The organism is Mesorhizobium sp. B2-3-14 (assembly GCF_006442175.1).
GTDB lineage: Bacteria > Pseudomonadota > Alphaproteobacteria > Rhizobiales > Rhizobiaceae > Mesorhizobium > Mesorhizobium australicum.
In genome coordinates this window covers 372,226-396,580 of the sequence record NZ_VFVP01000005.1, presented here as the reverse complement: position 1 = coordinate 396,580, position 24,355 = coordinate 372,226, and the positions used below count along the sequence as shown (strand labels likewise).

The 24,355-nt window shown below is 61.2% G+C and carries 33 protein-coding genes; 21 read left to right on the top strand and 12 right to left on the bottom strand.

The annotated features are described in order from the left end of the window. Nucleotides 1–90: 90 nt before the first annotated feature. On the top strand, nt 91–363 hold the full coding sequence (locus FJ950_RS16405; RefSeq protein ID WP_015319143.1) for a hypothetical protein: 273 nt from the start codon (nt 91–93) through the stop codon (nt 361–363). A 144-nt stretch (nt 364–507) separates the two neighbouring features. Here FJ950_RS16405 and FJ950_RS16400 read toward each other — a convergent pair whose 3' ends face one another. Further along, nucleotides 508–1,104 carry a response regulator gene (locus FJ950_RS16400; RefSeq protein WP_015319142.1) on the bottom strand — a complete coding sequence of 199 codons (597 nt, stop codon included), beginning with the start codon at nt 1,102–1,104 and terminating at the stop codon, nt 508–510. A gap of 4 nt (nt 1,105–1,108) precedes the next feature. Beyond that, a complete protein-coding gene (locus FJ950_RS16395; protein WP_140617534.1) occupies nt 1,109–1,351 on the bottom strand; it encodes a hypothetical protein in 243 nt (80 codons plus the stop codon). 83 nt (nt 1,352–1,434) lie between these two features. On the opposite strand from FJ950_RS16395, the gene FJ950_RS16390 reads away from it, so the two are divergent. After that, nucleotides 1,435–4,545, top strand: coding sequence for a CheR family methyltransferase (locus FJ950_RS16390; RefSeq protein ID WP_140617533.1), 3,111 nt, complete (start codon nt 1,435–1,437; stop codon nt 4,543–4,545). Beyond that, nucleotides 4,542–4,913: a response regulator gene (locus tag FJ950_RS16385; protein ID WP_015319140.1), complete on the top strand. Its 372-nt coding sequence runs from the start codon at nt 4,542–4,544 to the stop codon at nt 4,911–4,913. The genes FJ950_RS16390 and FJ950_RS16385 overlap by 4 nt, the downstream gene beginning before the upstream one ends. A gap of 23 nt (nt 4,914–4,936) precedes the next feature. Here FJ950_RS16385 and FJ950_RS16380 read toward each other — a convergent pair whose 3' ends face one another. The 3 genes from FJ950_RS16380 to FJ950_RS16370 form a co-directional block, all read right to left on the bottom strand. Further along, entirely contained in the window at nt 4,937–5,176 is a 240-nt protein-coding gene (locus FJ950_RS16380; protein WP_015319139.1) for a hypothetical protein, read from the bottom strand. A gap of 126 nt (nt 5,177–5,302) precedes the next feature. Continuing rightward, nucleotides 5,303–6,481, bottom strand: a complete 1,179-nt coding sequence (locus FJ950_RS16375; protein WP_140617532.1) for a zinc-dependent alcohol dehydrogenase — start codon at nt 6,479–6,481, stop codon at nt 5,303–5,305. Nucleotides 6,482–6,605: 124 nt separating this feature from the next. Then, nucleotides 6,606–7,391, bottom strand: a complete 786-nt coding sequence (locus tag FJ950_RS16370; protein ID WP_015319137.1) for an SDR family NAD(P)-dependent oxidoreductase — start codon at nt 7,389–7,391, stop codon at nt 6,606–6,608. Nucleotides 7,392–7,743: 352 nt separating this feature from the next. On the opposite strand from FJ950_RS16370, the gene FJ950_RS16365 reads away from it, so the two are divergent. From FJ950_RS16365 to FJ950_RS16350, 4 genes are all read left to right on the top strand, one after another. Continuing rightward, nucleotides 7,744–8,010 (top strand): hypothetical protein, encoded by a 267-nt coding sequence (locus FJ950_RS16365; protein ID WP_140617531.1) that lies wholly within the window; start codon nt 7,744–7,746, stop codon nt 8,008–8,010. Next, the gene (locus tag FJ950_RS16360) at nt 8,007–8,231 is read left to right on the top strand and encodes a hypothetical protein (RefSeq protein ID WP_140617530.1); all 225 of its coding nucleotides are present in this window, start codon (nt 8,007–8,009) and stop codon (nt 8,229–8,231) included. The genes FJ950_RS16365 and FJ950_RS16360 overlap by 4 nt, the downstream gene beginning before the upstream one ends. 319 nt (nt 8,232–8,550) lie before the next feature. Further along, entirely contained in the window at nt 8,551–8,769 is a 219-nt protein-coding gene (locus FJ950_RS16355; RefSeq protein WP_140617529.1) for a hypothetical protein, read from the top strand. Nucleotides 8,770–9,015: 246 nt separating this feature from the next. Then, on the top strand, nt 9,016–9,243 hold the full coding sequence (locus tag FJ950_RS16350; protein WP_015319133.1) for a hypothetical protein: 228 nt from the start codon (nt 9,016–9,018) through the stop codon (nt 9,241–9,243). 1 nt (nt 9,244) lies between these two features. Here FJ950_RS16350 and FJ950_RS30090 read toward each other — a convergent pair whose 3' ends face one another. Next, the gene (locus FJ950_RS30090; RefSeq protein ID WP_263484678.1) at nt 9,245–9,379 is read right to left on the bottom strand and encodes a hypothetical protein; all 135 of its coding nucleotides are present in this window, start codon (nt 9,377–9,379) and stop codon (nt 9,245–9,247) included. A gap of 310 nt (nt 9,380–9,689) precedes the next feature. Here FJ950_RS30090 and FJ950_RS16345 point away from each other — a divergent pair, with 310 nt between their 5' ends. From FJ950_RS16345 to FJ950_RS16330, 4 genes are read left to right on the top strand one after another with little or no spacing between them, the layout of a single operon-like run. Further along, nucleotides 9,690–10,094, top strand: coding sequence for a hypothetical protein (locus FJ950_RS16345; protein WP_140617528.1), 405 nt, complete (start codon nt 9,690–9,692; stop codon nt 10,092–10,094). After that, nucleotides 10,091–11,311, top strand: a complete 1,221-nt coding sequence (locus tag FJ950_RS16340) for a divalent metal cation transporter (RefSeq protein ID WP_140617527.1) — start codon at nt 10,091–10,093, stop codon at nt 11,309–11,311. The genes FJ950_RS16345 and FJ950_RS16340 overlap by 4 nt, the downstream gene beginning before the upstream one ends. Beyond that, nucleotides 11,311–11,670, top strand: a complete 360-nt coding sequence (locus FJ950_RS16335; RefSeq protein WP_015319130.1) for a hypothetical protein — start codon at nt 11,311–11,313, stop codon at nt 11,668–11,670. Before FJ950_RS16340 ends, FJ950_RS16335 begins: the two co-directional genes overlap by 1 nt. 2 nt (nt 11,671–11,672) lie before the next feature. Beyond that, the gene (locus tag FJ950_RS16330) at nt 11,673–12,005 is read left to right on the top strand and encodes a hypothetical protein (RefSeq protein ID WP_140617526.1); all 333 of its coding nucleotides are present in this window, start codon (nt 11,673–11,675) and stop codon (nt 12,003–12,005) included. A 28-nt stretch (nt 12,006–12,033) separates the two neighbouring features. Here the strand turns inward: FJ950_RS16330 and FJ950_RS16325 are convergent, their stop codons facing one another. After that, nucleotides 12,034–12,351 (bottom strand): hypothetical protein, encoded by a 318-nt coding sequence (locus FJ950_RS16325; protein ID WP_015319128.1) that lies wholly within the window; start codon nt 12,349–12,351, stop codon nt 12,034–12,036. A 72-nt stretch (nt 12,352–12,423) separates the two neighbouring features. After that, nucleotides 12,424–12,711: a DUF982 domain-containing protein gene (locus tag FJ950_RS16320; RefSeq protein ID WP_224595357.1), complete on the bottom strand. Its 288-nt coding sequence runs from the start codon at nt 12,709–12,711 to the stop codon at nt 12,424–12,426. Nucleotides 12,712–12,929: 218 nt separating this feature from the next. Here FJ950_RS16320 and FJ950_RS16315 point away from each other — a divergent pair, with 218 nt between their 5' ends. The 5 genes from FJ950_RS16315 (at nt 12,930) to FJ950_RS16295 (ending at nt 16,780) form a co-directional block, all read left to right on the top strand. Beyond that, a complete protein-coding gene (locus FJ950_RS16315) occupies nt 12,930–13,673 on the top strand; it encodes a DUF4142 domain-containing protein (RefSeq protein WP_015319126.1) in 744 nt (247 codons plus the stop codon). Between the two features lie 21 nt (nt 13,674–13,694). Then, nucleotides 13,695–14,297, top strand: a complete 603-nt coding sequence (locus FJ950_RS16310; protein WP_015319125.1) for a general stress protein — start codon at nt 13,695–13,697, stop codon at nt 14,295–14,297. Between the two features lie 287 nt (nt 14,298–14,584). Beyond that, nucleotides 14,585–15,394, top strand: coding sequence for a hypothetical protein (locus FJ950_RS16305; protein ID WP_015319124.1), 810 nt, complete (start codon nt 14,585–14,587; stop codon nt 15,392–15,394). Then, complete coding sequence (locus tag FJ950_RS16300) at nt 15,387–16,136, top strand: metallophosphoesterase (protein ID WP_140617525.1); 750 nt, start codon at nt 15,387–15,389, stop codon at nt 16,134–16,136. Before FJ950_RS16305 ends, FJ950_RS16300 begins: the two co-directional genes overlap by 8 nt. A 212-nt stretch (nt 16,137–16,348) precedes the next feature. Beyond that, a complete protein-coding gene (locus FJ950_RS16295) occupies nt 16,349–16,780 on the top strand; it encodes a hypothetical protein (RefSeq protein WP_023771244.1) in 432 nt (143 codons plus the stop codon). 57 nt (nt 16,781–16,837) lie between these two features. On the opposite strand, the gene FJ950_RS29530 is transcribed toward FJ950_RS16295, so the two are convergent. From FJ950_RS29530 to FJ950_RS16280, 4 genes are all read right to left on the bottom strand, one after another. Further along, nucleotides 16,838–17,002 carry a hypothetical protein gene (locus tag FJ950_RS29530; protein WP_015319121.1) on the bottom strand — a complete coding sequence of 55 codons (165 nt, stop codon included), beginning with the start codon at nt 17,000–17,002 and terminating at the stop codon, nt 16,838–16,840. Nucleotides 17,003–17,093: 91 nt separating this feature from the next. Then, nucleotides 17,094–18,719: a DHA2 family efflux MFS transporter permease subunit gene (locus FJ950_RS16290; protein WP_140617524.1), complete on the bottom strand. Its 1,626-nt coding sequence runs from the start codon at nt 18,717–18,719 to the stop codon at nt 17,094–17,096. Continuing rightward, on the bottom strand, nt 18,716–19,768 hold the full coding sequence (locus FJ950_RS16285) for an HlyD family secretion protein (RefSeq protein WP_140617523.1): 1,053 nt from the start codon (nt 19,766–19,768) through the stop codon (nt 18,716–18,718). The genes FJ950_RS16290 and FJ950_RS16285 overlap by 4 nt, the downstream gene beginning before the upstream one ends. 424 nt (nt 19,769–20,192) lie before the next feature. Beyond that, a complete protein-coding gene (locus FJ950_RS16280) occupies nt 20,193–21,263 on the bottom strand; it encodes a YihY/virulence factor BrkB family protein (RefSeq protein ID WP_140617522.1) in 1,071 nt (356 codons plus the stop codon). Between the two features lie 149 nt (nt 21,264–21,412). Here FJ950_RS16280 and FJ950_RS16275 point away from each other — a divergent pair, with 149 nt between their 5' ends. From FJ950_RS16275 to FJ950_RS16255, 5 genes are all read left to right on the top strand, one after another. Beyond that, a complete protein-coding gene (locus tag FJ950_RS16275; RefSeq protein WP_140617521.1) occupies nt 21,413–21,772 on the top strand; it encodes a DUF768 domain-containing protein in 360 nt (119 codons plus the stop codon). Beyond that, on the top strand, nt 21,769–21,951 hold the full coding sequence (locus tag FJ950_RS16270) for a hypothetical protein (protein WP_015319116.1): 183 nt from the start codon (nt 21,769–21,771) through the stop codon (nt 21,949–21,951). The genes FJ950_RS16275 and FJ950_RS16270 overlap by 4 nt, the downstream gene beginning before the upstream one ends. Nucleotides 21,952–22,164: 213 nt before the next feature. After that, on the top strand, nt 22,165–22,575 hold the full coding sequence (locus FJ950_RS16265; RefSeq protein WP_140617520.1) for a DUF427 domain-containing protein: 411 nt from the start codon (nt 22,165–22,167) through the stop codon (nt 22,573–22,575). Between the two features lie 185 nt (nt 22,576–22,760). Next, nucleotides 22,761–23,330 (top strand): (2Fe-2S)-binding protein, encoded by a 570-nt coding sequence (locus FJ950_RS16260; RefSeq protein ID WP_167331131.1) that lies wholly within the window; start codon nt 22,761–22,763, stop codon nt 23,328–23,330. Between the two features lies 1 nt (nt 23,331). After that, nucleotides 23,332–24,354, top strand: coding sequence for an FAD binding domain-containing protein (locus FJ950_RS16255; protein ID WP_140617519.1), 1,023 nt, complete (start codon nt 23,332–23,334; stop codon nt 24,352–24,354). Nucleotide 24,355: the final 1 nt, after the last annotated feature.

Genomic DNA, 24,355 nt, shown 5'->3' with positions numbered 1-24,355 from the left:
ATGCGGGAACATTGCCGCCGGTATGCTGTTAGGGCGCTCGACAGCCGCCGTGACGCCGAAAGGCGAAGCCGATGATCAAGGGAGATTTCAATGTCGCAGTCCCAGACGACCACCAATCACGACGAAATTCGCAAATGGGCCGAGGAGCGGCAGGGCCGGCCGGCGGTGGTCCGCACCAAGGGCGAGGGCGGCATCCTGCGGATCGACTTTGGCGAGCCCGAGGAAGCATTCGACCCCATCGATTGGGACGAGTTCTTCCGGATATTCGACGAGAACGATCTGGCCTTCCTTTATCAGGCCAAGACCAGCGACGGAAAATCCAGCCGTTTCAACAAATTCGTCGAGCGCGATCGCAAAGGTTAAGAAGGCCTGGCGGCCGATGCAGCGGGCCCCAGAAAATCTCGAAAGTCGCTGGAACAATCGACTGCCCTATTGCCTCGGGCGCTGATCCAGAAAGGTGATCCAGCAGCCCCCAAGGGAAGCGCCTTGGCCTCGGCCCAGGAGAATTCAATGCATCAGCTTTGCGCCGCGGGCTTTGGCCACTTCTCGCATGACGTCGTTGAGCCAGTTTTCGGTGGACTGGCCAAGCTGCCGGTGGTCGACGTCCCGGATCGCTTGCTCGAGTGTCCTCTCGACCAGCCGGTCCGATGCGTTGACGTCTCCCAGCAGAAGACGCGCCGCGAGGCGCAGTTTGGGCAAAAGGGTGAAAACGTCGTCTGGCGGGGAGGGCACGGAGATGTCCGCTTGTTCGGACGCCTGCGGCGGAAAAAGGGCATTGAACACAGCCTTGCTGCCCGAGGATTTCCGCAAATTGCTGGCGTAACGGAGATGCTCGGGGATGGCGATGTCGTTGTCGCCGCTGAAGAATACGAAGGGGATACCGCGGCGCATCAACTTGTCGGCGATCGGAAACACACGTCGGCCGTTGAGATTGACGTCCAGGATTGCAGCTTCGGCTTGATCGGTATGTTCAGACGCCTGCTCGACGGTAGCGGCGGGCCCGAGAATGATAGCACCCATGTTGCTGAAAAACCTCGCAAGATCTCCAGCCATCGACCATTCGTCTTCGACAATCAGAAGATGCAACCCCCGCAGATCGCGCACGTCGTCATCCTTTCTTCGAACGGAGTTTAGGATGCAAAGAAGGCACTTCCACTTTCCTGTCATCCAGCGCCGCTTGCAACCGTTTCGCAAGCACCAGCATGCGATCCGGGATGGGCCCATCGAGACCTTCGATTAATTCAGGCGCCCCCGGCACCATTGGCGCCAGGAGTTTCAGGCCAGCAGAGCGTTTTGTCATTGAACCACCATGGATATCGGGTTCAACGTCATCCTTGCTGACTTGTTCCATCCTCCCTGCGCGCTATATGGTTGTGTCCTGTCCGATCCGACGTTGAGAGGCTTCATGTCGGTCGGGCGAAAGGGGGACAAGCCGTGACAGCCCGATCAATCAAGTTCCCCATCGTCGGCATCGGTGCGTCCGCTGGTGGCATTCCCGCAATGGAAGGGCTTTTCAAGGGCATCACCGACCGGCCCGGCATGGCGTTCGTGATCATCACGCACCTCAGTCCCAAGCGCAACAGCCTGCTGCACGAGGTCATCGACCGCTACACCGCCATGCCTGTCGTGGTAGTCGAGGACGGCGTGGCCGTCGAACCCGACCACGTCTATGTGATGCCGGAAAACGTCACTCTGGTCATCGAGAATGGCGTGCTGCACCTGCGGCGCCCCAATGGGCTTACCCAGGAGCGCAAACCTGTCGATATCTTCTTCAGCGCACTGGCCGACGACCAGGGCGAATACTCGGTCGGCGTGATTCTGTCGGGCGGTGATTCCGATGGCACCCTGGGCGTGAAGGCGATCAAGGAGCGGGGCGGGCTCACCGTCGCGCAAGCGCCGGACGGCTACGGTCCGCGCAACCCCGACATGCCGCAGAGCGCCATTGCCAGCGGGCTCATCGATGTTGCCGTGCCCGCCGAGGAGATTGGGGCGAAGCTCGAGGCTTACGCCAGGGGCTTCGACACGCTGGACGGGCTGAAGAACGAAGAGGACGACCATGCGGCCGACATAGATAAGGTCCGCGAACAGATATACGGCATTTTGCGCAGCCACTCCGGCCACGACTTTTCAGGCTATAAAACCAAGACATTCCTGCGCCGCATCAAGCGGCGCATGCAGATCGCCCAGATACAGTCCATCAATGGCTATATCGACTGGCTGAAGAAGGACCCTCGCGAGGTGATGAACCTGTTTCGCGATCTGCTGATCAATGTCACCAACTTCTTCCGCGATCCCGATGCTTTCGAATTGCTGGAGCAAAAGATCATCCCGCGGCTGTTCGAGGGCAAGACCGCGACCGATACGGTCAGGGTCTGGGTTCCCGGCTGCGCCACCGGCGAGGAGGTGTTCTCCATCGGCATCCTGCTGCGTGAACACATGGAAACGCTTTCAGCCGTTCCGCGCGTCCAGATATTCGCCACCGACATAGACGAGCCGGCCCTGGCCGTGGCGCGCGCCGCACGCTATCCCGAGGCCTTGATGCAGGGTCTTTCCCCGGAGCGCAAACAGCGGTTTTTCAACGGCGATGGCGAAAGCTACGTCATCAGCAACGAGATCCGGGAACTGTGCATCTTCTCGCCGCACAGCGTCATCCGCGATCCGCCCTTCTCGCGCATGGATCTGGTTTCGTGCCGCAATCTGCTGATCTATTTCGGCCCAGCCATTCAAAGCCGCGTTCTTCCTGTCTTCCACTATTCGCTGAAGCCGGGTGGCTATCTTTTCCTCGGCACGTCCGAAAGCGTCGGGCAGCACGAAAATCTGTTCGCCACCGTCGACAAGAAACATCGCCTCTTCCAAGCACGGGAGCATGCCTCGCCACATATCAGGCTGCCGGCGCTGATCGGGGATGTCCATTCCGGCGTCTTTCCCGCCGAAACCGCCGGCTTAAAGAAGGGCACGGTCGGCTATCCGCTGCGCCAGGCTGTCGAGGCGCAGGTGCTGGAGCGGTTCGCGCCGCCGCATGTCCTCGTCAACGCCGAAGGCGACGTCGTCTACTATTCGGCGAGGACCGGAAGATACCTCGAAGCGCCGCAAGGCATCCCCAGCCGGCAGTTGCTGACGATGGCGCGCCGCGGGCTTCGCCTGGACCTGCGCGCCGCATTGAGGGAGGCGACGACGACACGCCGCACTGTTGTGCGGGACAATCTCGCCGTCGAGGAAGACGACGAACGCGTCCAACCGATCAGGCTGACCATCGAACCCCTGGCCGAGAGGGGCAATGGTGAGCCGCTTTACCTTGTCCTCTTCGAGCCGTCGGGCCCGACCCAGGCCCGATCCGATGAGGACGGGGGCGGCCGTGACAGCGACAGCACCGCCGATCTTGAGCGGGAACTGCGCGACACAAGAGAGCGCCTTCAATCCACCATAGAGGAATACGAGACGGCCCTCGAAGAGGTGAAATCGTCGAACGAGGAACTCGTCTCCGTCAACGAAGAGGCGCAATCCACCAACGAGGAACTTGAAGCGTCCAAGGAAGAGATGCAGTCGCTCAACGAAGAGCTCAACACGATCAACGCGGAGTTGACCAGCAAGATAGAAGAGCTCGATCACGCCAACAGCGATCTGCGCAATCTGTTCGAAAGCACCGACATCGCGACCATTTTTCTCGACCGCAGTCTTGTGGTGCGGACCTTCACGCCGGCGGCCTCATCCTTCTTCAGTCTGCGCCCCTCCGACGTCGGCCGACCGCTGACGGATCTGTCGAGCCAACTCGATTATCCCGAGTTGAAGCAGCACATCGACAAGGTGTTCGAGACAGGCGAGACCCTGAACCACCATCTTGCGCGCGATTCCAGGGGCCTGTTTCACATGGTCCGCATCAATCCCTATCGGGACAAGGGCAACAGGATACAGGGCGTCGTGGTGACACTGGTCGACGTCACCACCCTGGCGCGGGCGGAAGAGCATCAGCAGGTGCTCATCTCGGAGCTCAACCATCGCGTCAAGAACATGCTGGCGGTGATCGCCAGCATCGCCAACCGGACGCGGGACAGTTCGGATACGAAAGAAGAGTTCGCGGAGGCCTTGATCGGCCGGTTGCATGCCATGTCCCGGGCCTACGGACTGCTGACCCGCGAGAGGTGGAAAGAAGCTTCGGTCAAGGAACTGCTCCACCAGGAACTCGAGCCGTTCGGCATCGAACGGATCGAACTCGATGGCGACGACGTTAGACTCGGCCCGCAACAGGGGCTTTCCCTCAGTATGGCCATCCATGAACTGGCAACCAACGCGGCCAAGTATGGCGCCCTGTCCAAGCCTCGAGGCAGGATTGGTGTCAGATGGGCGATGGACGGCGATAATTTCACGCTTGGCTGGCGCGAAAAGGACGGCCCTCCGGTCAAGGAGCCGTTGAACAACGGCTTTGGCCTGAACCTGTTGAAGGGGGAAATCGGCTACAGGCTCGGGGGCCAGGTCGACACCTCCTTCCACAAGGAAGGTCTTGAGGTCCAGATCGCTTTTTCGGCAAACCACAAGGACGCGCCGTGAGCGACAGACCGCGCGTTCTGGTGGTTGAGGACGAGTGGCTGATCGCGGAGGACGTCGCGTCTGATCTGCGTGCGGCGGGCTATCCCGTGGTCGGGCCTGTTTCGTCCGTTGCCGCAGCACTTCGGCTGGTCGAGGCCGATAAGGTCGACATGGCGTTGCTGGACGTTCAACTGAACGCCGAAACGAGCCTGCCGATCGCGGAGATATTGCTGACTCGCGGCACTCCTTTCGCGTTCGTAACGGGATATGGGCGGGGCGATCTTCCCGCCCGGTTCCGAAACTGCAAATTCGTGGCAAAACCCGCAAGCGAAGCGGCCATCCTCACTGCCGTGGCCGACCTGGCATCGCTTCGCGCCAAGAAACCGTGATCCAAAGAGCTAGCCTGTCGCGATCAATCCAGCGGCTTGTCGGTGGGCCGGGGCGTGGTGCTCGCCTGGCGTGGCCGACCGGCATTTCGGTTGGCGACCGGATTGTCCAATGGAACGCTTGACGGGCGCGACGCGCCCGCGGTCTTTGGCGTCAGCGGTTTTGCACCGGCATCCGTGTCGCTGGCATCCCTCCTTGGGTGCGGCAGGCCCTCGGCGTTGGGTGACCGGACGGCGGGTTTCGAGGCAGAATCTTCCTTGGCCATGATGGTTCCTTTCCTTGCACGAAACGATTTCAATCATCGGCACGATTGAAAGTTCCGCGACCGCGACGGCGCCATGAAGGGGAAGGCACGAGCGAAGACGAAACGGTTCTCGTGCCGATGAACGGCTCACCCATGCGGCCGCATGACCACCTTGATGCAGCCGTCCTGCTTGTCGCGAAACGTCTTGTAGAGATCGGGCCCGGCTTCAAGGCCGGCCCTGTGCGTGATCACGAAGGACGGGTCGATCTCGCCGGTCTGGACCTTGGCCAAAAGCGGTTCGAGATACCGCTGCGTGTGGGTCTGCCCCATACGGAACGTCAGGCCCTTGTTCATCGCGGCGCCAAAGGGGATATGATCGACGAGGCCGATATACACGCCGGGGATCGAAATGGTGCCGCCCTTGCGGCAACAGTAGATTGCTTCGCGCAGCACATGTGGCCTGTCGGTGCCGAGGAAGGCAGCCGCCTTGACCTTGTCGAGCATGGAGTCTGCACTGGCGCCGGCATCGGCTTCGGTACCCACGCAATCGATGCAGCGATCCGGCCCTCGGCCATCGGTCATCGCCATCAGGGCGTCGTAGATATTTGAATTGCTGAAATCGAGTGTCTCGGCCTTGCCATGTTCGCGAGCCATGGCCAGTCGTTCCGGAACCTTGTCGATCGCGATGACGCGACCGGCGCCGAGCATCCATGCGCTCTGGATGGCGAACTGGCCGACCGGACCGCAGCCCCAGATCGCGACCGTGTCGCCGGGCTCGATGCCGGCGTTTTCCGCTGCCATGTAGCCGGTCGGAAAGATGTCGGAAAGAAACAGCACCTGCTCGTCATCCATGCCTTCCGGCACCTTGATCGGGCCGACATCGGCGAATGGTACGCGCAGATATTCGGCCTGGCCGCCCCAATAGCCGCCAACCAGATGCGAATAGCCGAACAGGCCGGCCGGCGATTGTCCCATCACCTCGGCCGCTTGCTTGGCATTGGGATTGGACCGGTCGCAAAGCGAGAACAGCCCCTTCTGGCAAAACCAGCATTCGCCGCATGAAATGTTGAACGGCACCACGATGCGGTCGCCCTTCTTGAACTTGGAATGACCGCGGCCGACCTCCACGACCTCTCCCATGGTCTCGTGTCCAAGCACGTCGCCCGATTCCATGGTCGGCATGTAGCCGTCCATCAGATGCAGGTCCGAGCCGCAAATGGCGCAGCAGGTGACCTTGATGATGACGTCACGGTCATCCTCGATGGCCGGATCCTGCACCTGATCGCAGCGTATATCGCCTTTGCCGTGCCATGTGAGGGCTTTCATCCTGTTGCTCCTGCGTTGATTATTTTGAGGTATCGGCAAATGCAGCTTTCATTCAGCCGAAGTGGGCGCCACCGACGATTACCTTGCGATACGCAAAGGATCTGCGTTCGCAGACGGGAAGAGATCAGTCCCTGGACGCTGAACCCGGCTCGGCCATTTTGCGGTGCTGTTCGGCCAGCGTACCTGCCGGAGTGATATGCGCGGCGGCGACCTGCAGCTTGTTCTTCCAGCCGCTGATCACTTGTTCCTCTCCCGCCATCATCGCCTCATAACCGGTTCTGGCGACATCTGCCGGATTGTCCTTCTCGTCGGTGCCGACCTTGGTATCCATCATTTCGGCGCGTTCGAAGAACCGCGTTTGCGTCGCCCCGGGCATCAGCACCGTGACTGTGACGCCGGTGTCCCGCATCTCATGGCGCAGCGCGATCGAGAAGGAATCGATGAACGCCTTGGTGCCGTTGTAGACGGCCTGGAAAGTGCCGGGCATGAAGCCGGCAATCGATCCGGTGAACAGAATTCGGCCACGGCCGCGGCGTGCCATCCTGGCGCCGAGCTCATGCGCAAGGTAGACCGTGCCGGTGATGTTGGTGTCGATGACCCGGCGAACCTTCTGCCAGTCCTGGTCGAGAAAGCCGTCGCCGAGGCCGCGTCCGGCGTTCAGGAACAGAAGGTCGATGTCGCGATCGCCGACCCGCGCAATGAGTTGATCGACGCCTTCGACGGATGCCAGATCTGCCTCGACGGCTTCAACGGTCACATCATGCGAAGCCAGAGCCTCGGCCGCCTGTTGGACCGCGGGCTCGTCGGCGGCTATGACCAGGTTATAGCCGTCCTTGGCGCATAGTTTGGCAAGTTCCCTCCCGATGCCGCTCGATGCGCCCGTCACCACGGCCAGCTTTGCATTGGTCATCATGTCCTCCGAAGTTCGTTCCGACCGAACCAGCGGGGTCCCTGATTGTTCCGCGTGGACCGGATCGAATGCCGGGCTGCCGGAGGGCCATGCCAGTCGAATCCCTGGGCGCGTTCAGACGCGAACATCCGAGACGCGAAGTGGAACAACTGAGGCCGATCCAGGTTCGGTGTCGTGCGGCGTCGTCGCTCCCCTTGTTTGGCGCCGCGCGATCGGGTTCCCCTCAGCCTGATCAGCCCGCGCGTTCCCCGGCCGGGAGGCGCGGGCTTTCTCATGAGCTTGGCGGTCGTGTTTCGAGTTCAGCTGGGAACAACCCACACACTCGGCAGTTCGGCGCGCAGGAGAAACGAAAATGCAATATGCCGATGAAATCGCGCTCAGGCGCGTGAAGATGCTGGTCGAACAATATGTATCCGCCAGAAGCAGGAGATATGATTTCGTCTCGACCGAATTGGCGTGCAAGGCCATTCGTCAGCTGGTTCGCAGCCCTATCGACGATAGTGAGCTGGATCATTTGCTGGCTAAAAGTGCCGTCAAACAAGGGCTTTCCATCCGGTTCGATCGAATAGGTCCCTTGCAGGCTGCTTCACCCGAACTCATCCAGGAAAAGTCAGTATGAAAGCGATATGGTTGATTTGGTCGGCATCGGCGTTGCTCGCCTTGGCGGCGTGCAACAACAATGCCGACCCCGTTAAATCCAAGACGGATACGATGAACAGCCAGCCGGTCGACAAGAATCCAACAACGGATACCAATCCGACACCGCAGTCCAGTACCGGCGGGGACCAGCAAGGCACGCAGCCGGCGCAGCCGGCGTTACCGAAGCCATCTGGAAGTTAGGGTTGGTGCCGTTGCTTGTCCGGGTAGTGACACCGGCGAGAGTCGTGAGTCGCGTATGAGATCCAAAGCGACGCCGCGTCTGGTTTCGACATGATCGGCAACGGCAGTTTCATCACGCCCTTCGAATACGAACACCAAACTTCGCCCTTTCTTGAAGTTCCGGAGCATGCGAAGCGCACGTCGCTGGCGCGACCCGGCCGAGCTCGATCCCGTTGCGTTGCTTCGCTGCTGCGGTGACGGCCGGCGCCCGGCCTCGGTGCCACCTGGCTGTGGAACTATTTTCGTCAGTGGCTGTTCGGCAGGCGAAGGGAGCCGCAGGATGGAACGACGCAACGCACTACTCTCGCTGGTGATAGCCGCTGTCATCATCGTCAGTTTCCTGATCGGCTTTCTCTACGTCGATGTGGGGTGGCGCACCTCGCCCCTGAAACGAGCGCCTGAGCAGAACCAGGGCGGCAACGCTCCGGCGGACACCTCACCGGCTGCAGGGGTCAAGAAAGATCCCAAGGAGAATACCGAGATGCCGGGGCAGCAGTGATTCACGGCTAGCCAACAGCCGCAACTTGGGCACCGACGGCGCCGTCTTTCATATCATTTCAGCTCAACGCGTTGTCTGTCATCCCACCGTACTGTTTCTGATGTTCCTTCTGCTCCTGGTCTGGTTGGTTGCTGGTTTTCCCGGTCTGGCTCTGCCATCGCGCTTCGCATAGCTTGCGTGCTTCTCGGAACATCTCCGCGGGACTGACCATTATCGGCATGGAGAGCAAAGCTATGGAGCTTGGTGATGGGTATCCTTTCCGATCTGGACAAGAAGCTGACGGACAACATGTATGAACATGGCAGTGAGCTCACCGACGCGGTAGCGGACCTGCCGCGGCCGGTCGTTGAAACCGTCGACCGGCTGATGCTTTTCATTCAGCCCGAAGCGCGCGAGACAGTGAGAAATCAGGTTCTCGGCCTGGTCCACGAATACAGGATCGAGAACCCTGCAGATCCAACAGAGCAGGAGTGAATTAGCCGTTCTGGTCGATCGCGTGGGGCGCGGGCTGGCTGCCGCTATCGTTGCTCGTTCTATGGCTGCCGAGCCACAACCAAGCCGCGATGATGACGACCGCCACGATGGCTATCCAGACTATGAGACGAGGCATTGCGGAATCCTCTGTGCCAGCAGTCCATCACGTCGATGATCAGGACGGGTCGCCACCTTCCCGTGTTCCAATCCCACAATCGATGCTTTGTTCCGCTTGAATTGGGTCTCGTGGCCGGCGGGCCTCTGTCGTTGGTCCTTATGTCTCGCGGTCGGCGCCTGTCCGAGCGGTGGCGTTTGATTGACGGGCACACCGGGCGCTCTAGATCAATTCACGCCGACCGTGACTTCCATCGGCTCGGGAGACCATTCTCGTGGCGCACCAAACGCCGGCTTTGACCTTTAGTGGCCCTTATCCGAGGCTGAGTTGTATGCGCGTGCTGTTGCTCACGGGCGTCTTGGCGGGATGCTCGTCCTCCGACCAGATCGAGCAGCAATCAAAAACGGCGGCCTCCGCGGCACAGACCGTATCGGTAATGCTCGATGCCTGGATGGATGGGGCGGCGCCGTTCGCATACACAGCCGGCACGCTGCGGTCGACCGGCAAGACTCTGGCCGACGCCGAGGCACAAATCCGATCGGCCGGAACGGCTGAACCCGCCGAGCAATCTGCTTTGGCGGCAGCGATCAAGGATCTGTCAGCCGCGGTGGCTCGCGCCGAAGCGGGATTGCAGGCGGACAATCGAGCGGAGGTCCAAAACGCAAAGCAGGATCTTCGACGGGGCTCGCGCACGCTGGCCACCGCCTATGCCAGATATTTCGCGCCGAAGCCATGAAGAAGCTCGTGGAGATATCGCTTGGCGTGGTTACCAGCGTTGGCGGCTTCCTTGAAGTCGGATCGATGGCAACGGCGGCCCAAGCGGGCGCAACCTTCGGCTTCCAGTTGATCTGGGCCGTGGTCCTCGGCACCATCTGCATCATCTTTCTGGTGGAAATGGCCGGCCGGTTCGCCGCGGTGAGCCATCACACGATCTGCGACGGCATCCGCGAGAGATTTGGTTTCAACGTCTTTGTGTGGCCGTTGCTTGCCACCTTGCTGCTCAGTCTCATGGTGCTCTCCGCCGAGATCGGCGGCGTTGCCATCGCACTCGAACTTGCCACGGGCATAGGCTTCCAGTGGTGGGCTCTGCCGGTGGCTTTTCTGGCATGGCTGCTGCTCTGGAAAGGCACGTTCGGTTTCATCGAGAAAGGCGTGTCGATGCTGGGCCTGGTGACGTTGTGTTTCGTCGTCGCGGCCGTGATGCTGAAACCCGATTGGACGGCGGTCGCGGCTGGCGCAGTGCCTTCGCTGCCAACCCACGACACCGCCAATTACTGGTTCATGGCGGTCAGCATTCTCGGCGCCTCGATATCGCCCTACCTGTTCATGTTCTATTCCTCGGGAGCTATCGAGGACCAGTGGGACAAGAGCTACCTCGGCGCCAACCGGGCCATAGCGGGACTGGGGATGACCTTCGGCGGCACTATTTCGATCGGCGTGTTGATTGTGGCCGCTCTCGTGCTGGCCACGCACGGCATCAACCAGGTCGACGACTATCACCAAATGCCATTGATGCTGATCCCGGTATTCGGCTTCTGGGGTTTCATCCTGTTCGTAGCCTCTCTCGCCATTGCCTGCTTCGGCGCTGCACTCGAAGTCGCGCTGCAACAGGCTTACCTCGTGGCGCAAGGTTTCGGCTGGACCTGGGGCGAGGACCGCAAGCCGCGCGACAATCCAGGCTTCAGCGCCGTGTATACGATATCGTTGTTGCTTGCGGCCATCCCGATCATGCTTGGTGTCGATCCGTTGAGGCTCACCATATTTTCCATGGCGCTGACGGCGGCCAGCCTGCCGTTGACGGTGGTTCCATTCCTGTTTCTGCTGAACGACGAACGCTATGTCGGCGAGCATCGCAACGGCATTCTCTCGAATGCCGCGGTCATCTTCATCATCGCGCTCGGCTTTGTGCTGGCCGTGGTGACGATCCCGCTGCAGATATTCGGAGGCACATGATGGAGTTGCTGCGTGATCTCCTGGACAAGCAGGTGGTCGACCGCCGCCAGGTCAAAATCGGCAAGGTCGATGGGCTGGTGGCCGAATTGCGGCAGGGCAAGCCCCCAAGGATCGTCGCGATCGAACTCGGCTCCATCACTTTGGCGCGTCGCCTTGGCACGTGGCCGGGGCGATGGATGGCGCAACTCGCGGCAAAGCTGGGTGGCAAGCGCCACGGCGAGCCGCATCGGATCGCCTGGCACAAGGTGAAGGATATCGGCGTCGACATCGAGTTCGATATCGATGTGCGTCGCACGACGATCTTCGCCTGGCAGGACTGGTTGCGCGATCATGTCATCGGACGCATTCCGGGAGCTTGATGATGACCATCGTCAATCTTGAACATCTGGCTGGGCGACGCGTGCTTTCGCAGCGGGGCAAGAGCATCGGCTACATCGAGGAAATCCGCGCCGAACCGGATGGCGACGATTTTGTCGTTACCGAATTCCATGTCGGCGTCTACGCCGCTTTCGAGCGTCTTTCGACCTCGGCCATAGGCGTGGCCGTGCTCGATCTCTTTCGGCTGCGCCGCCGCGATGGCCTATACCGCATCCCTTGGGACAAGCTCGACATTTCTAACCCGGCGCGGCCGCGGCTGCTGTGTCCGATAACCGAACTTTCCGGCATGAAGAGCGCACCCGATCTTCGCGAATAGGCCGTCGCCGCGCTTTCTCGCAGACGTTTCACCGAAGCATGCTCGCCGCCAGAAAAACCGCGGCCGCTACCAAAACGACGGCTGCAACGACCAACAGCGGCCAGTTGCTGCGAGGTCGTAGTTCCGGCTCGCCTTCGACCGGCCGCATCGCATTGGCGAAGCTGGCGTCATTTTCGAATTTCGGCCGGCGGGAACGTGGCGGCTCCGTAGGGATCGGATTTTGTGTGTCCGCCGCCTCGGCATCGGTCTCCATCGGAGCAACGGCAGGATCGAAGCCCGGCGTTTTGTCCTGCGTCTCTCCCCCCTGGATCTCGCCTCTGGCAGAGGCCGGTGTAGGAATTGACATCTTGGCACTGACCTCTCTCGTTCGAACCAGGCTCTGCCAAATCCGCAGCGGTGGTGCGCATAGCGCCAACGACTAGATTTGATCGCCGAGCAGAATCCTGGCGTCCTTGGCCGCAACAATGAACGCCTGTCGTGCAACCCTTGGAGGCTTTTCGCCACGCATCACCGCAAGGCAGGCCCTGATCGCGGCAAGACGCCTTTCCGACGTCGGCTTTGGCCAGTCCCGCAGCAGCACTTCGGCGGCATCGGACACAGAGACCACAACCCTGTCGCGGTCTATGCGGCCAGGTTGAATAACGATCGGTTTTCTGAAATGGCCTGTACGCACCCGCCCCTCCAAGACCTTCGCCTGTTGCTCCACGGAGCCTTCCGCGGACGGCCTCTAACGCCGCGACAGTCGATTTGTTCCAGTGCACCTGGCGTTTGGAATTTGGAATAACGACGCCTGAGCCGCTCGTCTCCACCCATGGTTTTCTGGCGCTGCCGGGTCTAGCGGCATGGGGCCTGGAGAGCGGAACAAAGCGCATCTTGGCTTGTTAGGACGCAGCGCAAATTCGCTCACCGACAAGGACAAAGCCGATGAAAACACGACACCTTCTCGCATCCCTCGCGGTTGCTTCCACGGTTCTCGCAATGCCTGCCTTCGCGGCCGACAGCGCCCAGGATTTTGTCGACAAGGCTGCCGTCGGCGGCAAGTTCGAAGTGGACTCGAGTCAGATTGCCTTGGGCAAGGCCCAGGACCAGCGCATCAAGGATTTTGCCCAGATGATGATCCGGGACCACGGCGCCGCCAACACCAAGCTGCAAGCGGTCGCCGGCGAACAAAAACTGAAGGTGCCCTCAGCGCTCGACGCTCAGCATCAGGGCGATCTGGATAAGCTCAAGAACGCGCAGGGGCCGATTGATCCGGCCTATGTCGACGCGCAGCGCAAGGCGCATGACGAAGCCGTCAAGCTGTTCGAGGATTATGCCAGCGGGGGTGACAACGCCGCGCTCAAGACTTTTGCCCAGCAAACGGTCGGCACGCTGAAGATGCACCAGCAGGCGATCGAAAAGATCGCCGCCGGGCAAGATTCCGTTACGGGAGCGACAACGCCGGCGGTGAAGACCGACAATACTCCCAACGCCGCCGCCCTCGTTCCTGGTGCAAACAGCTTCACCGAAGCCCAGGCCAAGAGCCGTATCGAGAACGCCGGATATTCGAACGTGTCGAAGCTGACCAAGGACGATCAGGGCATCTGGCGCGGTCAGGCGGCCAAGGGAGGCGAAAACCTCAACGTTGGCGTCGACTACCAGGGCAACGTGGTTGCCGCAAGCAAGTGAGCGTGGATCAGGAGAAATCACATGAAAACCGTAACTGGACTGTTCGACAATTATGACGACGCGGCCGATGCGGTCGGCGAGCTTGAGGCGACGGGAGTCCCGCATTCCAACATCAGCATCGTCGCCAACAACTCGGATGACTGGTACGACGCAAATCGTTCCGAGGCCGCTGAAGACGCTGGCAGCGGTGCCGGAATCGGAGCCGTGATCGGCGGCGCCGGGGGGTTGCTCACGGGACTTGGCGTCATGGCCATCCCGGGTGTTGGCCCGGTGGTCGCGGCCGGATGGCTCGCCGCCACCGCCGCCGGTGCGGTTGCCGGTGCCGTGGCCGGTGGAGCGGCCGGCGGCATCATTGGCGCTCTGACGGAATCGGGCGTGCCCGAGCGCGATGCGCACGTCTATGCGGAAGGTGTACGCCGCGGCGGTACCTTGGTGACGGCCAAGGTGGAGGACGAACTCGTGCCGAATGCCGAGCAGATTTTGGGGCAATCCCGATCGGTGGACCTGGCCGAACGCCGCAGATCGTACGAGGCCGACGGCTGGACCGGCTTCGATGCCAATGCAGGCGAATACGTGCCGGGCGAGATCGATCGCGACGGCGGACGTGCAATCAATCGACCCTGAAAGCGGCTCACGTTCCTCTGACTGGCACGCAGCGACGAGGTCGCGGAAATCGATCTTGCCGCGCTATGCTGGGGCGCTTTGCGGCGTTTAAGCACCATCGAACCCATCTCGAGGATATCGGGCTGGGTTCGATCTCGTTTGAAGCCATGTTGCCTGCGGAATCTCCGCCGCTCGGAACGGATCGCTCCATGACGAAACCGACCCCGCCCGCAAGGCGGAACCATGGAGGGGTCGACGTTGTTGTCCCAGCGGCCGACTTGTCGGTTGGCGGCTAGGAGCCATCATTGATGACCACCGATCGATCACGCGAAGACGTCCTGGTTTCGCTCCCGTTGATCAATGCAAAGGCGGCGCCGACGCTTAAGCACGCCGGGGCGGAGGTGTTCTACATGGAAGCCGTCCGCGAGCTCACCGCCACGGACATTCCCTTTCTGGTCGCTGGAACCTATGCGGTAAGCGCCTATACCGGCGTCACTCGCCAGACCAAGGATCTCGATATCTTTTGCAAGGCCGGTGATTACGCGCGGATCCTCGCCCATTTCAAGGAGCTTGGCTACGCCGTCGAAATCGTGGACGACCGGTGGCTTGGCAAGGTGTTCAAGGGCAGGCATTTCTTCGACGTCATCTTCGGATCGGCCAACGGCATGATGCCTGTTGGCGATCGATGGCTGGAGCACGCCAGACAGACCGAGTTGCTGGGCAGCCGTGTGCGGATCATCGGGCCGACCGAACTCATCTGGTCCAAATGCTTCATTCAAGACAGGGGCCGGCACGACGGCGCCGATATCGCCCACACGATCCTCAAGGCACACGACCAGATAGATTGGCACCGGCTGCTTTCCTATCTGGAGGTTCATTGGGAGGTCCTGCTGATGCAGCTCATCAACTTCAGATGGATTTACCCAAGCGAGCGCGATCACATCCCGGCATGGCTCCTCGATGAACTGCTCGACCGCCTCGCCAAGCAACGGCAATTGCCGTCCCCCAGGATGAAGATCTGCCGCGGGCGGCTGCTGTCGCAAACCGACTACGAGATCGATGTCAAGGAATGGGGCTTCGCCGGCGTCGGCGGCGTGGGAGATTTTCGTGATGCCTGACCGCCTGGAGAACGTCGCGCCGAAGGATAACGCAGGGACGCTCAGAGTTGCTGCCATGGGGGATTTGCATGTCAGGGAAGATCCCCGAACCTCGTATCGCGATCTCTTCGGCGAGATATCGAGGGAAGCCGAGATTCTCGTCCTGACGGGAGATCTCACCAATCTCGGCAAGCCTCGTGAGGCGGAGATGCTCGCCGAGGACCTGCGCAACTGCTCGATCCCCGTGGTGGCGGTGCTCGGCAACCACGACTACGAATCCGGCGCGGTGGACGACGTCGCAAACATCCTGCGCCAGGCGCATGTTCACCTTCTCGATGGCCATGCGGTCGAAATCGAGGAGGTCGGCTTCGTCGGCGTGAAAGGGTTCGTCGGTGGCTTCGGATCGCGCATGCTCGGCTCCTTCGGCGAACCCGCGATCAAGGCGATGGTCTCGGAAAGTGTCAACGAGGCAATGCGCCTCGAAAACGCGATGCGCCAGGTACGGGCGAAGCGGACGCTCGTGGTCCTCCACTACGCGCCGATCGCTGAGACCGTCGAGGGAGAACCGCTGGAGATATTTCCGTTTCTTGGCTCTTCACGCCTTGCCGAGACGATCGATCGGTTCAAGGTCAGCGCCGTTGTGCACGGTCACGCGCATCGCGGCTCCTATGAAGGCCAAACGCCGGGCGGCGCCAAGGTTTACAACGTCGCCATGCACGTGGCCAAACCGAACGGCCGCCCCTATGCCCTGCTGGAACTCTGACGCCACGGCATCGTGCGAGCATTCAGTTGGAAGGCTCTGCCAGGAAGTGGCGGCGCGATAGTGCGAGCTGATCACGGTTGTTTGCCCGCGACATTATTTTGGAGTTCGTCGCCAGCGGCGAATTCGTCAAACCTCCGTCTTGTCGAAGCCCTGCCGGGCGATAATTTCTTCAGAAGGCGTGGGTGCTTCTCCCTCTCAGACAGGAGCCGACCATGAAACATCAGACACTCGACCAGCTCCAAACCGTCGCCAGGATTGAGCCGCTGGCGCCGTTTTCGGTAATGACACGTAATGAACGCATCGCGCGTTGGGCTGAACTTCTCGAGCAAAATCCCGAACGATGCCTCGGTGCGCTAACCGGCACGGAACATTTGCGTCCTGAAGCACGGGCCATCGCACGTGGGGAAGGATCGGCACTCGCGGTTGCCTTCGAAGACCCGATCTTGCGTGCATCGGGGCTGGGGGACGACACATACGGCGAGGCAAAGCGCTTCTTCGAATTGAGCGACTGGCAACTCCACGACATTGTCTGTGATTGCCACGTCGGTGCCACCATGAAAGCCCGATGGGCCGCGGCTCGGGTCCGTGCAACGATCAGCGGGAACAGGCTCTTTGCGTTCCTGAGGCGGTGCTTGATGCGGTGAGACCAAGGGGAGGTCGTTGCATGTCCGCGACGACCTCCTACACCGCCAATGCGCAAGCTATCGCCGATCGTCCTCGCGATAGAGCTGGTCGGTAGCGCGGTCGCTTTCCCTGCGTTCAACCGGACCACGGTTACGGCGGGTTACCAAGACATAGGCAATCAGTATGACCAGCAACGCTGGCCCGCCGGCGACGACGATTAGCCACATGATACCGTCTGACATGGGAAATCTCCTTTCCTTCACAACCGGCAAGAAGACGATCCGTTCCGCTTGGAGCGGTTCGCGGTGCGGACCGGCCGGCGATCGGTTCCTGTCATCCAGGAGGTCCAGACGCCTCCCCGCTATTGCCGATCGGGTTTCCTTGCGAAGACCGCAGCAGAAGGGCGAGAGGAACCAGCAGCGCCGTTGCCACCGCGCAGTAACGAAAGACGTCGATATAGGCGAGCAGTGAAGCCTGGCGGGCGATCAACTGCCCGATCCAGCCAATGGCCTGCTGCTTGGCCTGGAGCATCGAGGAACCCTCGGCGACGAAGTGCTCGGTCGCCTGCCGTACCACCTGCTGGTAGGCGGGCGACGATTGCGCGGTGTGGCCGACAAGGTTCGCCTGATGGAGTTGTGCGTTCTGGGCGATCACAGTGTTGGAGAGCGACACGCCGATGCTGCCGCCGATATTGCGGGCAACATTGATCAAGGCCGAGGCCTGGTTGGTCTTTTGCGGCGCCAGACCGACATATGCCGCGGTCGAAATCGGGATAAACAGGAACGGCAATCCGATCATCAGGAAGATGCGGGCAAAGGCAAAGAAGCTGAAGCTGGCGTCGGGCGTAAGCGAAGTCATATGCCACAGGCCGATCGCCACCACCGCCATGCCCGCCATGATCAGGTATTTTGGCTGGACGATGCCGGCGGCAAATCCCGAAATCGGCATGAGCATCAGCATGGCGATGCCGCCCGGCATCATCGACAGGCCCGATAGCGTCGCCGTGTAGTCGAAGGCGGTCTGCTGCAGCTGGGGCATCAGCTGCGTGGTGCTGAACAGCACCGCACCGACCGCCATCATCACTAGGAAGGATGTACCGAACTGGCGGGTGAACAGCAGGCGCATGTCGACGATCGGATCGCGGTGGCGGAATTCCCATGGGATCAGCAGGGCGAAGGAGATCGCCGAGATAATGGCGAAAGTCGTGATGAAGCTCGACGCGAACCAGTCGTTGCGCTGGCCCTCGTCGAGAAAGATTTCGAGGCAGCCGAGCGCGGTCGCCACCAGGATGAATCCGACCCAGTCGATCCTGAGACCTCCTTTCAGCCGCTGCTGGCGTTCGCGTTCGAGTACCTCCGGTTCGACCAGCAGCCACTGCACCAACGCCAGTGACATGATGCCGAACGGCACGTTGATGAAGAAGATCCAGTGCCACGAAAAATTGTCGGTCAGCCAGCCGCCGATGGTCGGCCCGACCGTCGGCGCGACGATGACGGCGATGCCGTAGAGGGCAAATGCCTGCGAGCGCTTTTCAGGCGGAAAGGTGTCGGCCAGGATGGATTGCTCGCTTGGCGCCATGCCGCCGCCGCCGAGGCCCTGCAGGATCCTGAAGACGATGAGCATCTCGAGATTGGGCGCCAGCCCGCACAGCAGCGATGCCAGGGTAAACGTCGCGACGCAAAGCATGTAGTAGCGCTTGCGGCCGATCACGCTGGCCAGCCACCCACTGATTGGAATGATCACGGAGTTGGCGACCAGATAGGTGGTGATGACCCAGGTACTTTCATCCATGCCGGCAGCCAGGCTGCCGGCGATGTTGCGCAGCGCCACATTGGCGATCGAGGTGTCGAGCACCAGCATGAAGGTGGCAATGGAGACAATGATGGCGATGAGCCAGGGATTGCGCTCACCGGCCGCGGATCGGCTTTCGCCCTGGTCGCTGGCGTTGTCGCGGCTCATCGCACCTTGACCGTCGGCACCACCGACAGGCCTGGGCCGAGCAGCACATCGGGCGGGTTGTCGAAGACGATCTTGACCGGCACACGCTGCACCACCTTGACGAAATTGCCGGTGGCATTTTCGGCGGGCAGCAGGCTGAAGGCGGTGCCGCTGCCGGCCTGCAGGCTGTCGACATGGCCATGAAAGGTCTTGTCCGGATAGGCGTCGATATCGATGTCCACCGGCTGTCCGGTTCGCATCCTGTCGAGTTGGGTTTCCTTGAAGTTCGCCTTTACCCAGACTTCGTTGGGAACGAACATCATGAGCACCTGACCCGGCTGGGTGTAGGTGCCGATGGCGGCCGAAATGCTTGTCGCGCGGCCGGCGACAGGGGCTGTAATAGTGGTACGGGTCAGTGCCGTGCGGGCTTGATCCCGGCTGGCCTGTGCCTGGTGAAGCTTGGCTTCGCCGCTTTTGGTCTGTGCCTGCAGCACTGTCACCTGGCTCTTCGCCGCGGCCACGTCCGCCTCGGCGCTGTCCAGGGTTGCCTGGTCCTGTCGAAGGGTCGATGCAGCCTGCTGCGCCTGCTGCTGCGTCACCGTGCCCTTCGTCAGCAATTCGCGATTGCGCTGGTCTTCGGCCTTGGCGAAGTCGAGCGCTGCCTGGGCCAGCGCCACCTGCTTCTGGGCGGCGTCGATCTTGGCATTTTGCGCCTCGATCTGGGCCGCCACATTGGTGATGTCGGCCTGAGCGGCGGCTACGCCGGCATCCGCTTGGCTGAGCGATGCCCGGTAGTCGCTGTCGTCGATGCGCAAGAGAACGTCACCCTTGCGCACCGGCTGGTTGTCGGTGACGGCCACATCGGTGATACGCCCGGCAATCTCGGCGCTCACCGTTACCGTGCGGGCATCGATGAAGGCATCATCGGTGGATTCATACTGACGCGTATTCAGCCACCAGATCGCTACACCCATCGCAACAAGCAGAAGCAGGAGGACAATTGCCGCTGTCCAATAGGGATGGCGCCTGGGAAAGCCCAGCAGGTTCGATTTCTGCGGCCTGTCGTCCATTTGCCGATCGTCCGATTTGTCGTGCCGCGAACTCGGCTGGCTGGCGAGACGCTTGCTTTGTCCAGCCCTGTCGTCGGACGGGTCCGGCTCGCTTTTCTGAGGCTTCGTATCCACGGAACTAGCTTTCAGCAGACTGAAGGGTGATGTCCGCGATGGCGAACGCGGTTTCAACGGCAAAGCCTTGGCAAAGGTTCCTGTTTTGACTTCCCGCCAGCGCCATGGGCAGCGACGCCCTTCAGCAAGTCGGTGTGTGGCTGCTCATCCTCTTTGGCCTGCCCGATTGGGCAATAGGACCCCCCTCCCATCAACCTGGGGCGCTGAGTACCAGCATTCCCGTTTTATAGACGATAGCCGCACTTGGTGAGAGTGGCTCGAACCTTGTCGCTCGTGCAGGTGACGATGGCACATCTACCTGAAAGTTTCATCAGTCCGCAGTCTTGCCCAATGTGTCGGCGACGACCGCGCCGCGCTCACCCATGGGAACCGCCGGGCCTGTGGTCGAGTCACAGGCTGTCTGATGTTCCATTTCCGCGTTGATGGCGGCGCCGGCGATCAGGATGATGACTGAAATCCATGTCCACATCATCAGGCCGACCACGGCACCGAGCGAGCCGTATGTCGCGTTATAGTTGGCAAAATGCTGGAGGTAGAACGAGAACAGCCACGACGCGATAATCCATGCCGCGGTTGCCGCAAGCGCTCCCCAGCTCAACCATCGCCATTTCGCATGTTCCCGGCTCGGCCCGAAGCGGTAGAGCAAGGAAATGCCGGTTAGGATCGACACTACCAGGATGGGCCATCGAGATACCGCAACCACGGTTTCTGTCCAGGCATCAAGGTAGAAAAAGCGCAACAGCGCCGGGACAACACCCACCGTAAGCAGCAGCACGATGCCGATGAGCAGGGCTCCGACCGTGAACAGGATCGACATCAGATTGAGGGTAATGAACGAGCGTTTCTCACGCTCTTCGTAGGCGATGTTCATCGCGTCGAAGAGCGCCTTCATGCCGCTGTTGGCGCTCCAGAGGGCGATTGTCAGGCCTATGAAAAAGCCTGTGCCGAGAGCGCCTGCTTTCTGCCGGGCCAAGGCCTGCAACTGATCGCGGATAAGATCGAGCCCGCCCTGCGGTAGCAATCCCTGGAGGTAAGCGACATGGTCGGCGACCGTGACCGGGTCCGCGACGAAGCCATAGATCGAGATGAAGGCTGCCAGGGCGGGAAACAAGGCGAGCAGGAGATAGAAGGTCGCGCCGGCAGCCACCAGCAGAACCCGGTCCTTGTTGAACTCTTCCCAAAGTCGCCAGAAGATGTCCTTCCACCCCAGCCCAGTGATTTGAGATGGCCACGTGGCGTCGCGCCCACGGCTTCCTGGCTCCCGCCCTGCCGCGGCGTTGCTGTCCTTCGTTGTCGAGGCCGCGCGGCCGGCTGCTTCCTCATCGATCAGCGAGGGCTGCTTGTCGTTCGGCGGAGAGCCTCGTTGTGGTTTCAAAGCCATTACCGGGTTCGCGGATGTCCAAAGCGTGGCTGACAACGCGGGATAGAGACACCCGTTCCCGATGCGCGGCCGATCACGTTTTTCCTCCTTCCCTGCATCTTTTGCGGCCGATCGGCGTTTGAAATTGGTCAGGTGAACGGGTGTGTCCGATGAGAACGACAACCAGGGATAAGCTCAGGGGCGAAGCGGAGTTGTCCGAGGACGCCGACCTGATCGTCAATCGAACAGCCCACTTCATTTCGGATTGGATCGAAGAACACGTCGTTGACGAGCCTATCCCTACGTCCGGCATCGATGCCGCGGAGGAACTCGCAAATCAGTGCGTGGCGGATGCGCAAGATGAGGGGATCGCGGCGCAGGACATCCAGGATGAGGTGGGCGATCTTACTGAATACATCGCGGAAACGATCGATGAAGGGAACGGCTCCCCCTTGGAAGAGGTGGCCACGGCGGCAACCAAAATCGCGGAACCTCGTTTGTCGAGTGTCAACCCGAGGAGATGGCGATGACGAGGTTCCTATCCTTTCTGATCCTGGCAACGGGTCTTGCGCTCACCGCATGTGACAACAACACCGAGCCGACGAAGGCCAACACCGACACCGTCACCAAGAACCCACCAGTCGACCAGGACGCCAGACCGAAGTCGACGACCGGTGGCGATCAGCCAACTGCCCCGGCGACCAAATGAACGTGATTTCCTATTGCTATACGCCGCTGCCGCTTGCGTGGCTGGCCTGACGGATGAGGCTCCGGTCATTTCCCTGGCGCGGCTAGGCTGATGACTGCGGACGCCAGGATTTCCGGAGGGACCGGAACCTCAATCCACTGCCGCGCATTTCGACCTCACGCGTGGAAGACAAATGTCATCCAACCATCAAGACGCTGGCCAAGGAGAATTCAGATGCAAGGTTCAGAAGCGATTTCCAGGCGCCCTATCGGCGGCATGAGCATAGAACCATTCCTCGGCACGGTGACGGTCCGGTTCTCCGACGCGATAGTCGCCGCAAGCGACCGTGCGAAAATTCTTCGGGAAGAGGGCCATGAGCCGGTCTTCTATATCCCCTTCGAGGATATCTATTTCGACCTGTTCGAGAAGACCAACACCACCAGCGAATGCCCGTTGAAGGGAACAGCGAGCTATTGGCGTGTTCATGCTGTCGGCGGCTCGGCCGATGATTTCATGTGGGCGTATGAGACGCCGGATACCGCGGCCCTGGCCATCGCGCGTCATGGCGCCTTCGATCCGAAAAAGGCACGTATTGACGTCGATCCGAAGGAGGACAAGCGGCATACTCCACATGTCATTGAGTAGGATGCCGCCTCGACCGTCGTTCTTCTTGCTTGTCGCCATGCCGGCAAGGCCACTTCGCAGGGTTTTGTCGCACTGCATTCGGAACAATGCCCGGAGTGAAAGGTTAGCGGCGAAAGCCAGCCCAGGAGCGAGCCATGTCCGAAACCCTCGTCCCAAAGCCAATTAGCCTCAGCCGGAGACGTTTCATGACGGGCACGGTTTCGGCCGCTGCGGTCGCACCGCTCCTGTCTCCTGAGGCCAAGGCGGAGGAAGTGGCCGCGTCCCGTTCCAAGCTCCGGGAGCCGGTCGTCACCTCGCTTCGTATCAACAGGCAAGCTTACGAGCTTTCGCTCGACACCAGGACCAGCCTGCTCGACGCCTTGCGTGACCACGTTGGGCTGACCGGGACGAAAAAAGGCTGCGACCATGGGCAATGCGGTGCATGCACCGTGCTCGTCGACGGAAAACGGGTCCTCTCCTGCCTGAGCTTCGCGGTGATGATGCAGGGCAAGGATGTGACGACCGTGGAGGGGCTCGCCTCGCGCGACGGCGCCCTGCATCCGATGCAGCAGGCCTTTATCGACCATGACGCCTTCCAGTGCGGCTATTGCACGCCGGGCCAGATTCTGTCGGCCATCGGCTGCGTCAACGAAGGCCACGCCGGTTCCGAGGCCGATATCCGGGAATATATGAGCGGCAACATATGCCGGTGCGCCGCATACCCCAACATCGTGGCCGCGATCGTGCAGGCTCGCGACGAAACCGGGAGAGCCTGACATGCGTCCTTTCGTTCTCGATCAACCGGCCAACATCCCGGCGGCTGTCGCCCTCGCTTCGAACTTTGCCGCGCCGGATCGGCCGCCGACCCAGTCAGACATGCAATTCATCGCTGGCGGCACCAATCTGGCCGACTACATGAAGCTCGACGTTGCCCGGCCGAACCGCCTGCTCGATCTCAATCGTCTCTCCGAGCCGGCGCTTCGGCAAATCCGCGTCACCACCGAAGGGGTTCGTTTCGGCGCGCTGGTGCGGATGGGCGAGGCGGCTGACGATAAAGACGTCAAGCTCCACTATCCGGTCATTGCCGACAGCCTCAGGCTGGCAGCCAGCGGCCAACTCCGCAACATGGCCAGCCTTGCCGGCAACGTGCTGCAACGGACGCGGTGCGAGTATTTCAGGGAGATCTCATGGGCCTGCAACAAGCGCCAGCCGGGTTCGGGCTGCGCGGCAATGGACGGTTTCAATAGGCAACACGCGGTGCTGGGCGTCAGTGACGCCTGCATCGCCACCTATCATGGTGATTTCGCCCAGGCACTGATTGCCCTTGACGCCATCCTCCATGTCGAGGGTTCTGGCGGCGCGCGCGAAATCCGGTTCGCCAACCTGCATCGCCTGCCCGGCGATACGCCGCATGTCGAGACCGGCCTCGCCGCTGACGAGATCATGACCGCCATCGACGTGCCCGCGGGTCCTTGGACCCGCCGTTCCCGCTACCTTAAGATCCGTGACCGCGAATCCTATGCCTTCGCCCTGGCTTCCGCGGCGGTCGCTCTCGACCTCGACGGCAACAGCGTCCGCGAGGCACGCATAGCCCTTGGCGGCGTCGCCACGGTGCCGTGGCGGGCGAGGGAAGCGGAAGCGGTCCTGCACGGCAAGATGCTGGACGAGGCAATGGCGCGGGCGGCCGCGGAGACGGCTTTCGCCGATGCCAGGCCGCGCGGCCACAATGCGTTCAAGATCGAGCTTGGCAAACGGACGCTGGTGCGGGCGCTCCTCGAAACCCGTGACATGAAGGTGTGAT

What these genes read in the sequence shown, in the direction of transcription:
- FJ950_RS16305 (WP_015319124.1), top strand. Translation starts at nt 14,585, where the DNA reads ATGACCACCGATCGATCACGCGAAGACGTCCTGGTTTCGCTCCCGTTG.
- FJ950_RS16285 (WP_140617523.1), bottom strand. Translation starts at nt 19,768, where the DNA reads ATGGACGACAGGCCGCAGAAATCGAACCTGCTGGGCTTTCCCAGGCGC.
- FJ950_RS16290 (WP_140617524.1), bottom strand. Translation starts at nt 18,719, where the DNA reads ATGAGCCGCGACAACGCCAGCGACCAGGGCGAAAGCCGATCCGCGGCC.
- FJ950_RS16370 (WP_015319137.1), bottom strand. Translation starts at nt 7,391, where the DNA reads ATGACCAATGCAAAGCTGGCCGTGGTGACGGGCGCATCGAGCGGCATC.
- FJ950_RS16295 (WP_023771244.1), top strand. Translation starts at nt 16,349, where the DNA reads ATGAAACATCAGACACTCGACCAGCTCCAAACCGTCGCCAGGATTGAG.
- FJ950_RS16405 (WP_015319143.1), top strand. Translation starts at nt 91, where the DNA reads ATGTCGCAGTCCCAGACGACCACCAATCACGACGAAATTCGCAAATGG.
- FJ950_RS16265 (WP_140617520.1), top strand. Translation starts at nt 22,165, where the DNA reads ATGCAAGGTTCAGAAGCGATTTCCAGGCGCCCTATCGGCGGCATGAGC.
- FJ950_RS16395 (WP_140617534.1), bottom strand. Translation starts at nt 1,351, where the DNA reads ATGGAACAAGTCAGCAAGGATGACGTTGAACCCGATATCCATGGTGGT.
- FJ950_RS16345 (WP_140617528.1), top strand. Translation starts at nt 9,690, where the DNA reads ATGCGCGTGCTGTTGCTCACGGGCGTCTTGGCGGGATGCTCGTCCTCC.
- FJ950_RS16280 (WP_140617522.1), bottom strand. Translation starts at nt 21,263, where the DNA reads ATGGCTTTGAAACCACAACGAGGCTCTCCGCCGAACGACAAGCAGCCC.
- FJ950_RS16300 (WP_140617525.1), top strand. Translation starts at nt 15,387, where the DNA reads ATGCCTGACCGCCTGGAGAACGTCGCGCCGAAGGATAACGCAGGGACG.
- FJ950_RS29530 (WP_015319121.1), bottom strand. Translation starts at nt 17,002, where the DNA reads ATGTCAGACGGTATCATGTGGCTAATCGTCGTCGCCGGCGGGCCAGCG.
- FJ950_RS16360 (WP_140617530.1), top strand. Translation starts at nt 8,007, where the DNA reads ATGAAAGCGATATGGTTGATTTGGTCGGCATCGGCGTTGCTCGCCTTG.
- FJ950_RS16355 (WP_140617529.1), top strand. Translation starts at nt 8,551, where the DNA reads ATGGAACGACGCAACGCACTACTCTCGCTGGTGATAGCCGCTGTCATC.
- FJ950_RS16375 (WP_140617532.1), bottom strand. Translation starts at nt 6,481, where the DNA reads ATGAAAGCCCTCACATGGCACGGCAAAGGCGATATACGCTGCGATCAG.
- FJ950_RS16310 (WP_015319125.1), top strand. Translation starts at nt 13,695, where the DNA reads ATGAAAACCGTAACTGGACTGTTCGACAATTATGACGACGCGGCCGAT.
- FJ950_RS16255 (WP_140617519.1), top strand. Translation starts at nt 23,332, where the DNA reads ATGCGTCCTTTCGTTCTCGATCAACCGGCCAACATCCCGGCGGCTGTC.
- FJ950_RS16315 (WP_015319126.1), top strand. Translation starts at nt 12,930, where the DNA reads ATGAAAACACGACACCTTCTCGCATCCCTCGCGGTTGCTTCCACGGTT.
- FJ950_RS16325 (WP_015319128.1), bottom strand. Translation starts at nt 12,351, where the DNA reads ATGTCAATTCCTACACCGGCCTCTGCCAGAGGCGAGATCCAGGGGGGA.
- FJ950_RS16335 (WP_015319130.1), top strand. Translation starts at nt 11,311, where the DNA reads ATGGAGTTGCTGCGTGATCTCCTGGACAAGCAGGTGGTCGACCGCCGC.
- FJ950_RS16380 (WP_015319139.1), bottom strand. Translation starts at nt 5,176, where the DNA reads ATGGCCAAGGAAGATTCTGCCTCGAAACCCGCCGTCCGGTCACCCAAC.
- FJ950_RS16365 (WP_140617531.1), top strand. Translation starts at nt 7,744, where the DNA reads ATGCAATATGCCGATGAAATCGCGCTCAGGCGCGTGAAGATGCTGGTC.
- FJ950_RS16270 (WP_015319116.1), top strand. Translation starts at nt 21,769, where the DNA reads ATGACGAGGTTCCTATCCTTTCTGATCCTGGCAACGGGTCTTGCGCTC.
- FJ950_RS16350 (WP_015319133.1), top strand. Translation starts at nt 9,016, where the DNA reads ATGGGTATCCTTTCCGATCTGGACAAGAAGCTGACGGACAACATGTAT.
- FJ950_RS16330 (WP_140617526.1), top strand. Translation starts at nt 11,673, where the DNA reads ATGACCATCGTCAATCTTGAACATCTGGCTGGGCGACGCGTGCTTTCG.
- FJ950_RS16340 (WP_140617527.1), top strand. Translation starts at nt 10,091, where the DNA reads ATGAAGAAGCTCGTGGAGATATCGCTTGGCGTGGTTACCAGCGTTGGC.
- FJ950_RS16260 (WP_167331131.1), top strand. Translation starts at nt 22,761, where the DNA reads ATGACGGGCACGGTTTCGGCCGCTGCGGTCGCACCGCTCCTGTCTCCT.
- FJ950_RS30090 (WP_263484678.1), bottom strand. Translation starts at nt 9,379, where the DNA reads ATGCCTCGTCTCATAGTCTGGATAGCCATCGTGGCGGTCGTCATCATC.
- FJ950_RS16275 (WP_140617521.1), top strand. Translation starts at nt 21,413, where the DNA reads ATGAGAACGACAACCAGGGATAAGCTCAGGGGCGAAGCGGAGTTGTCC.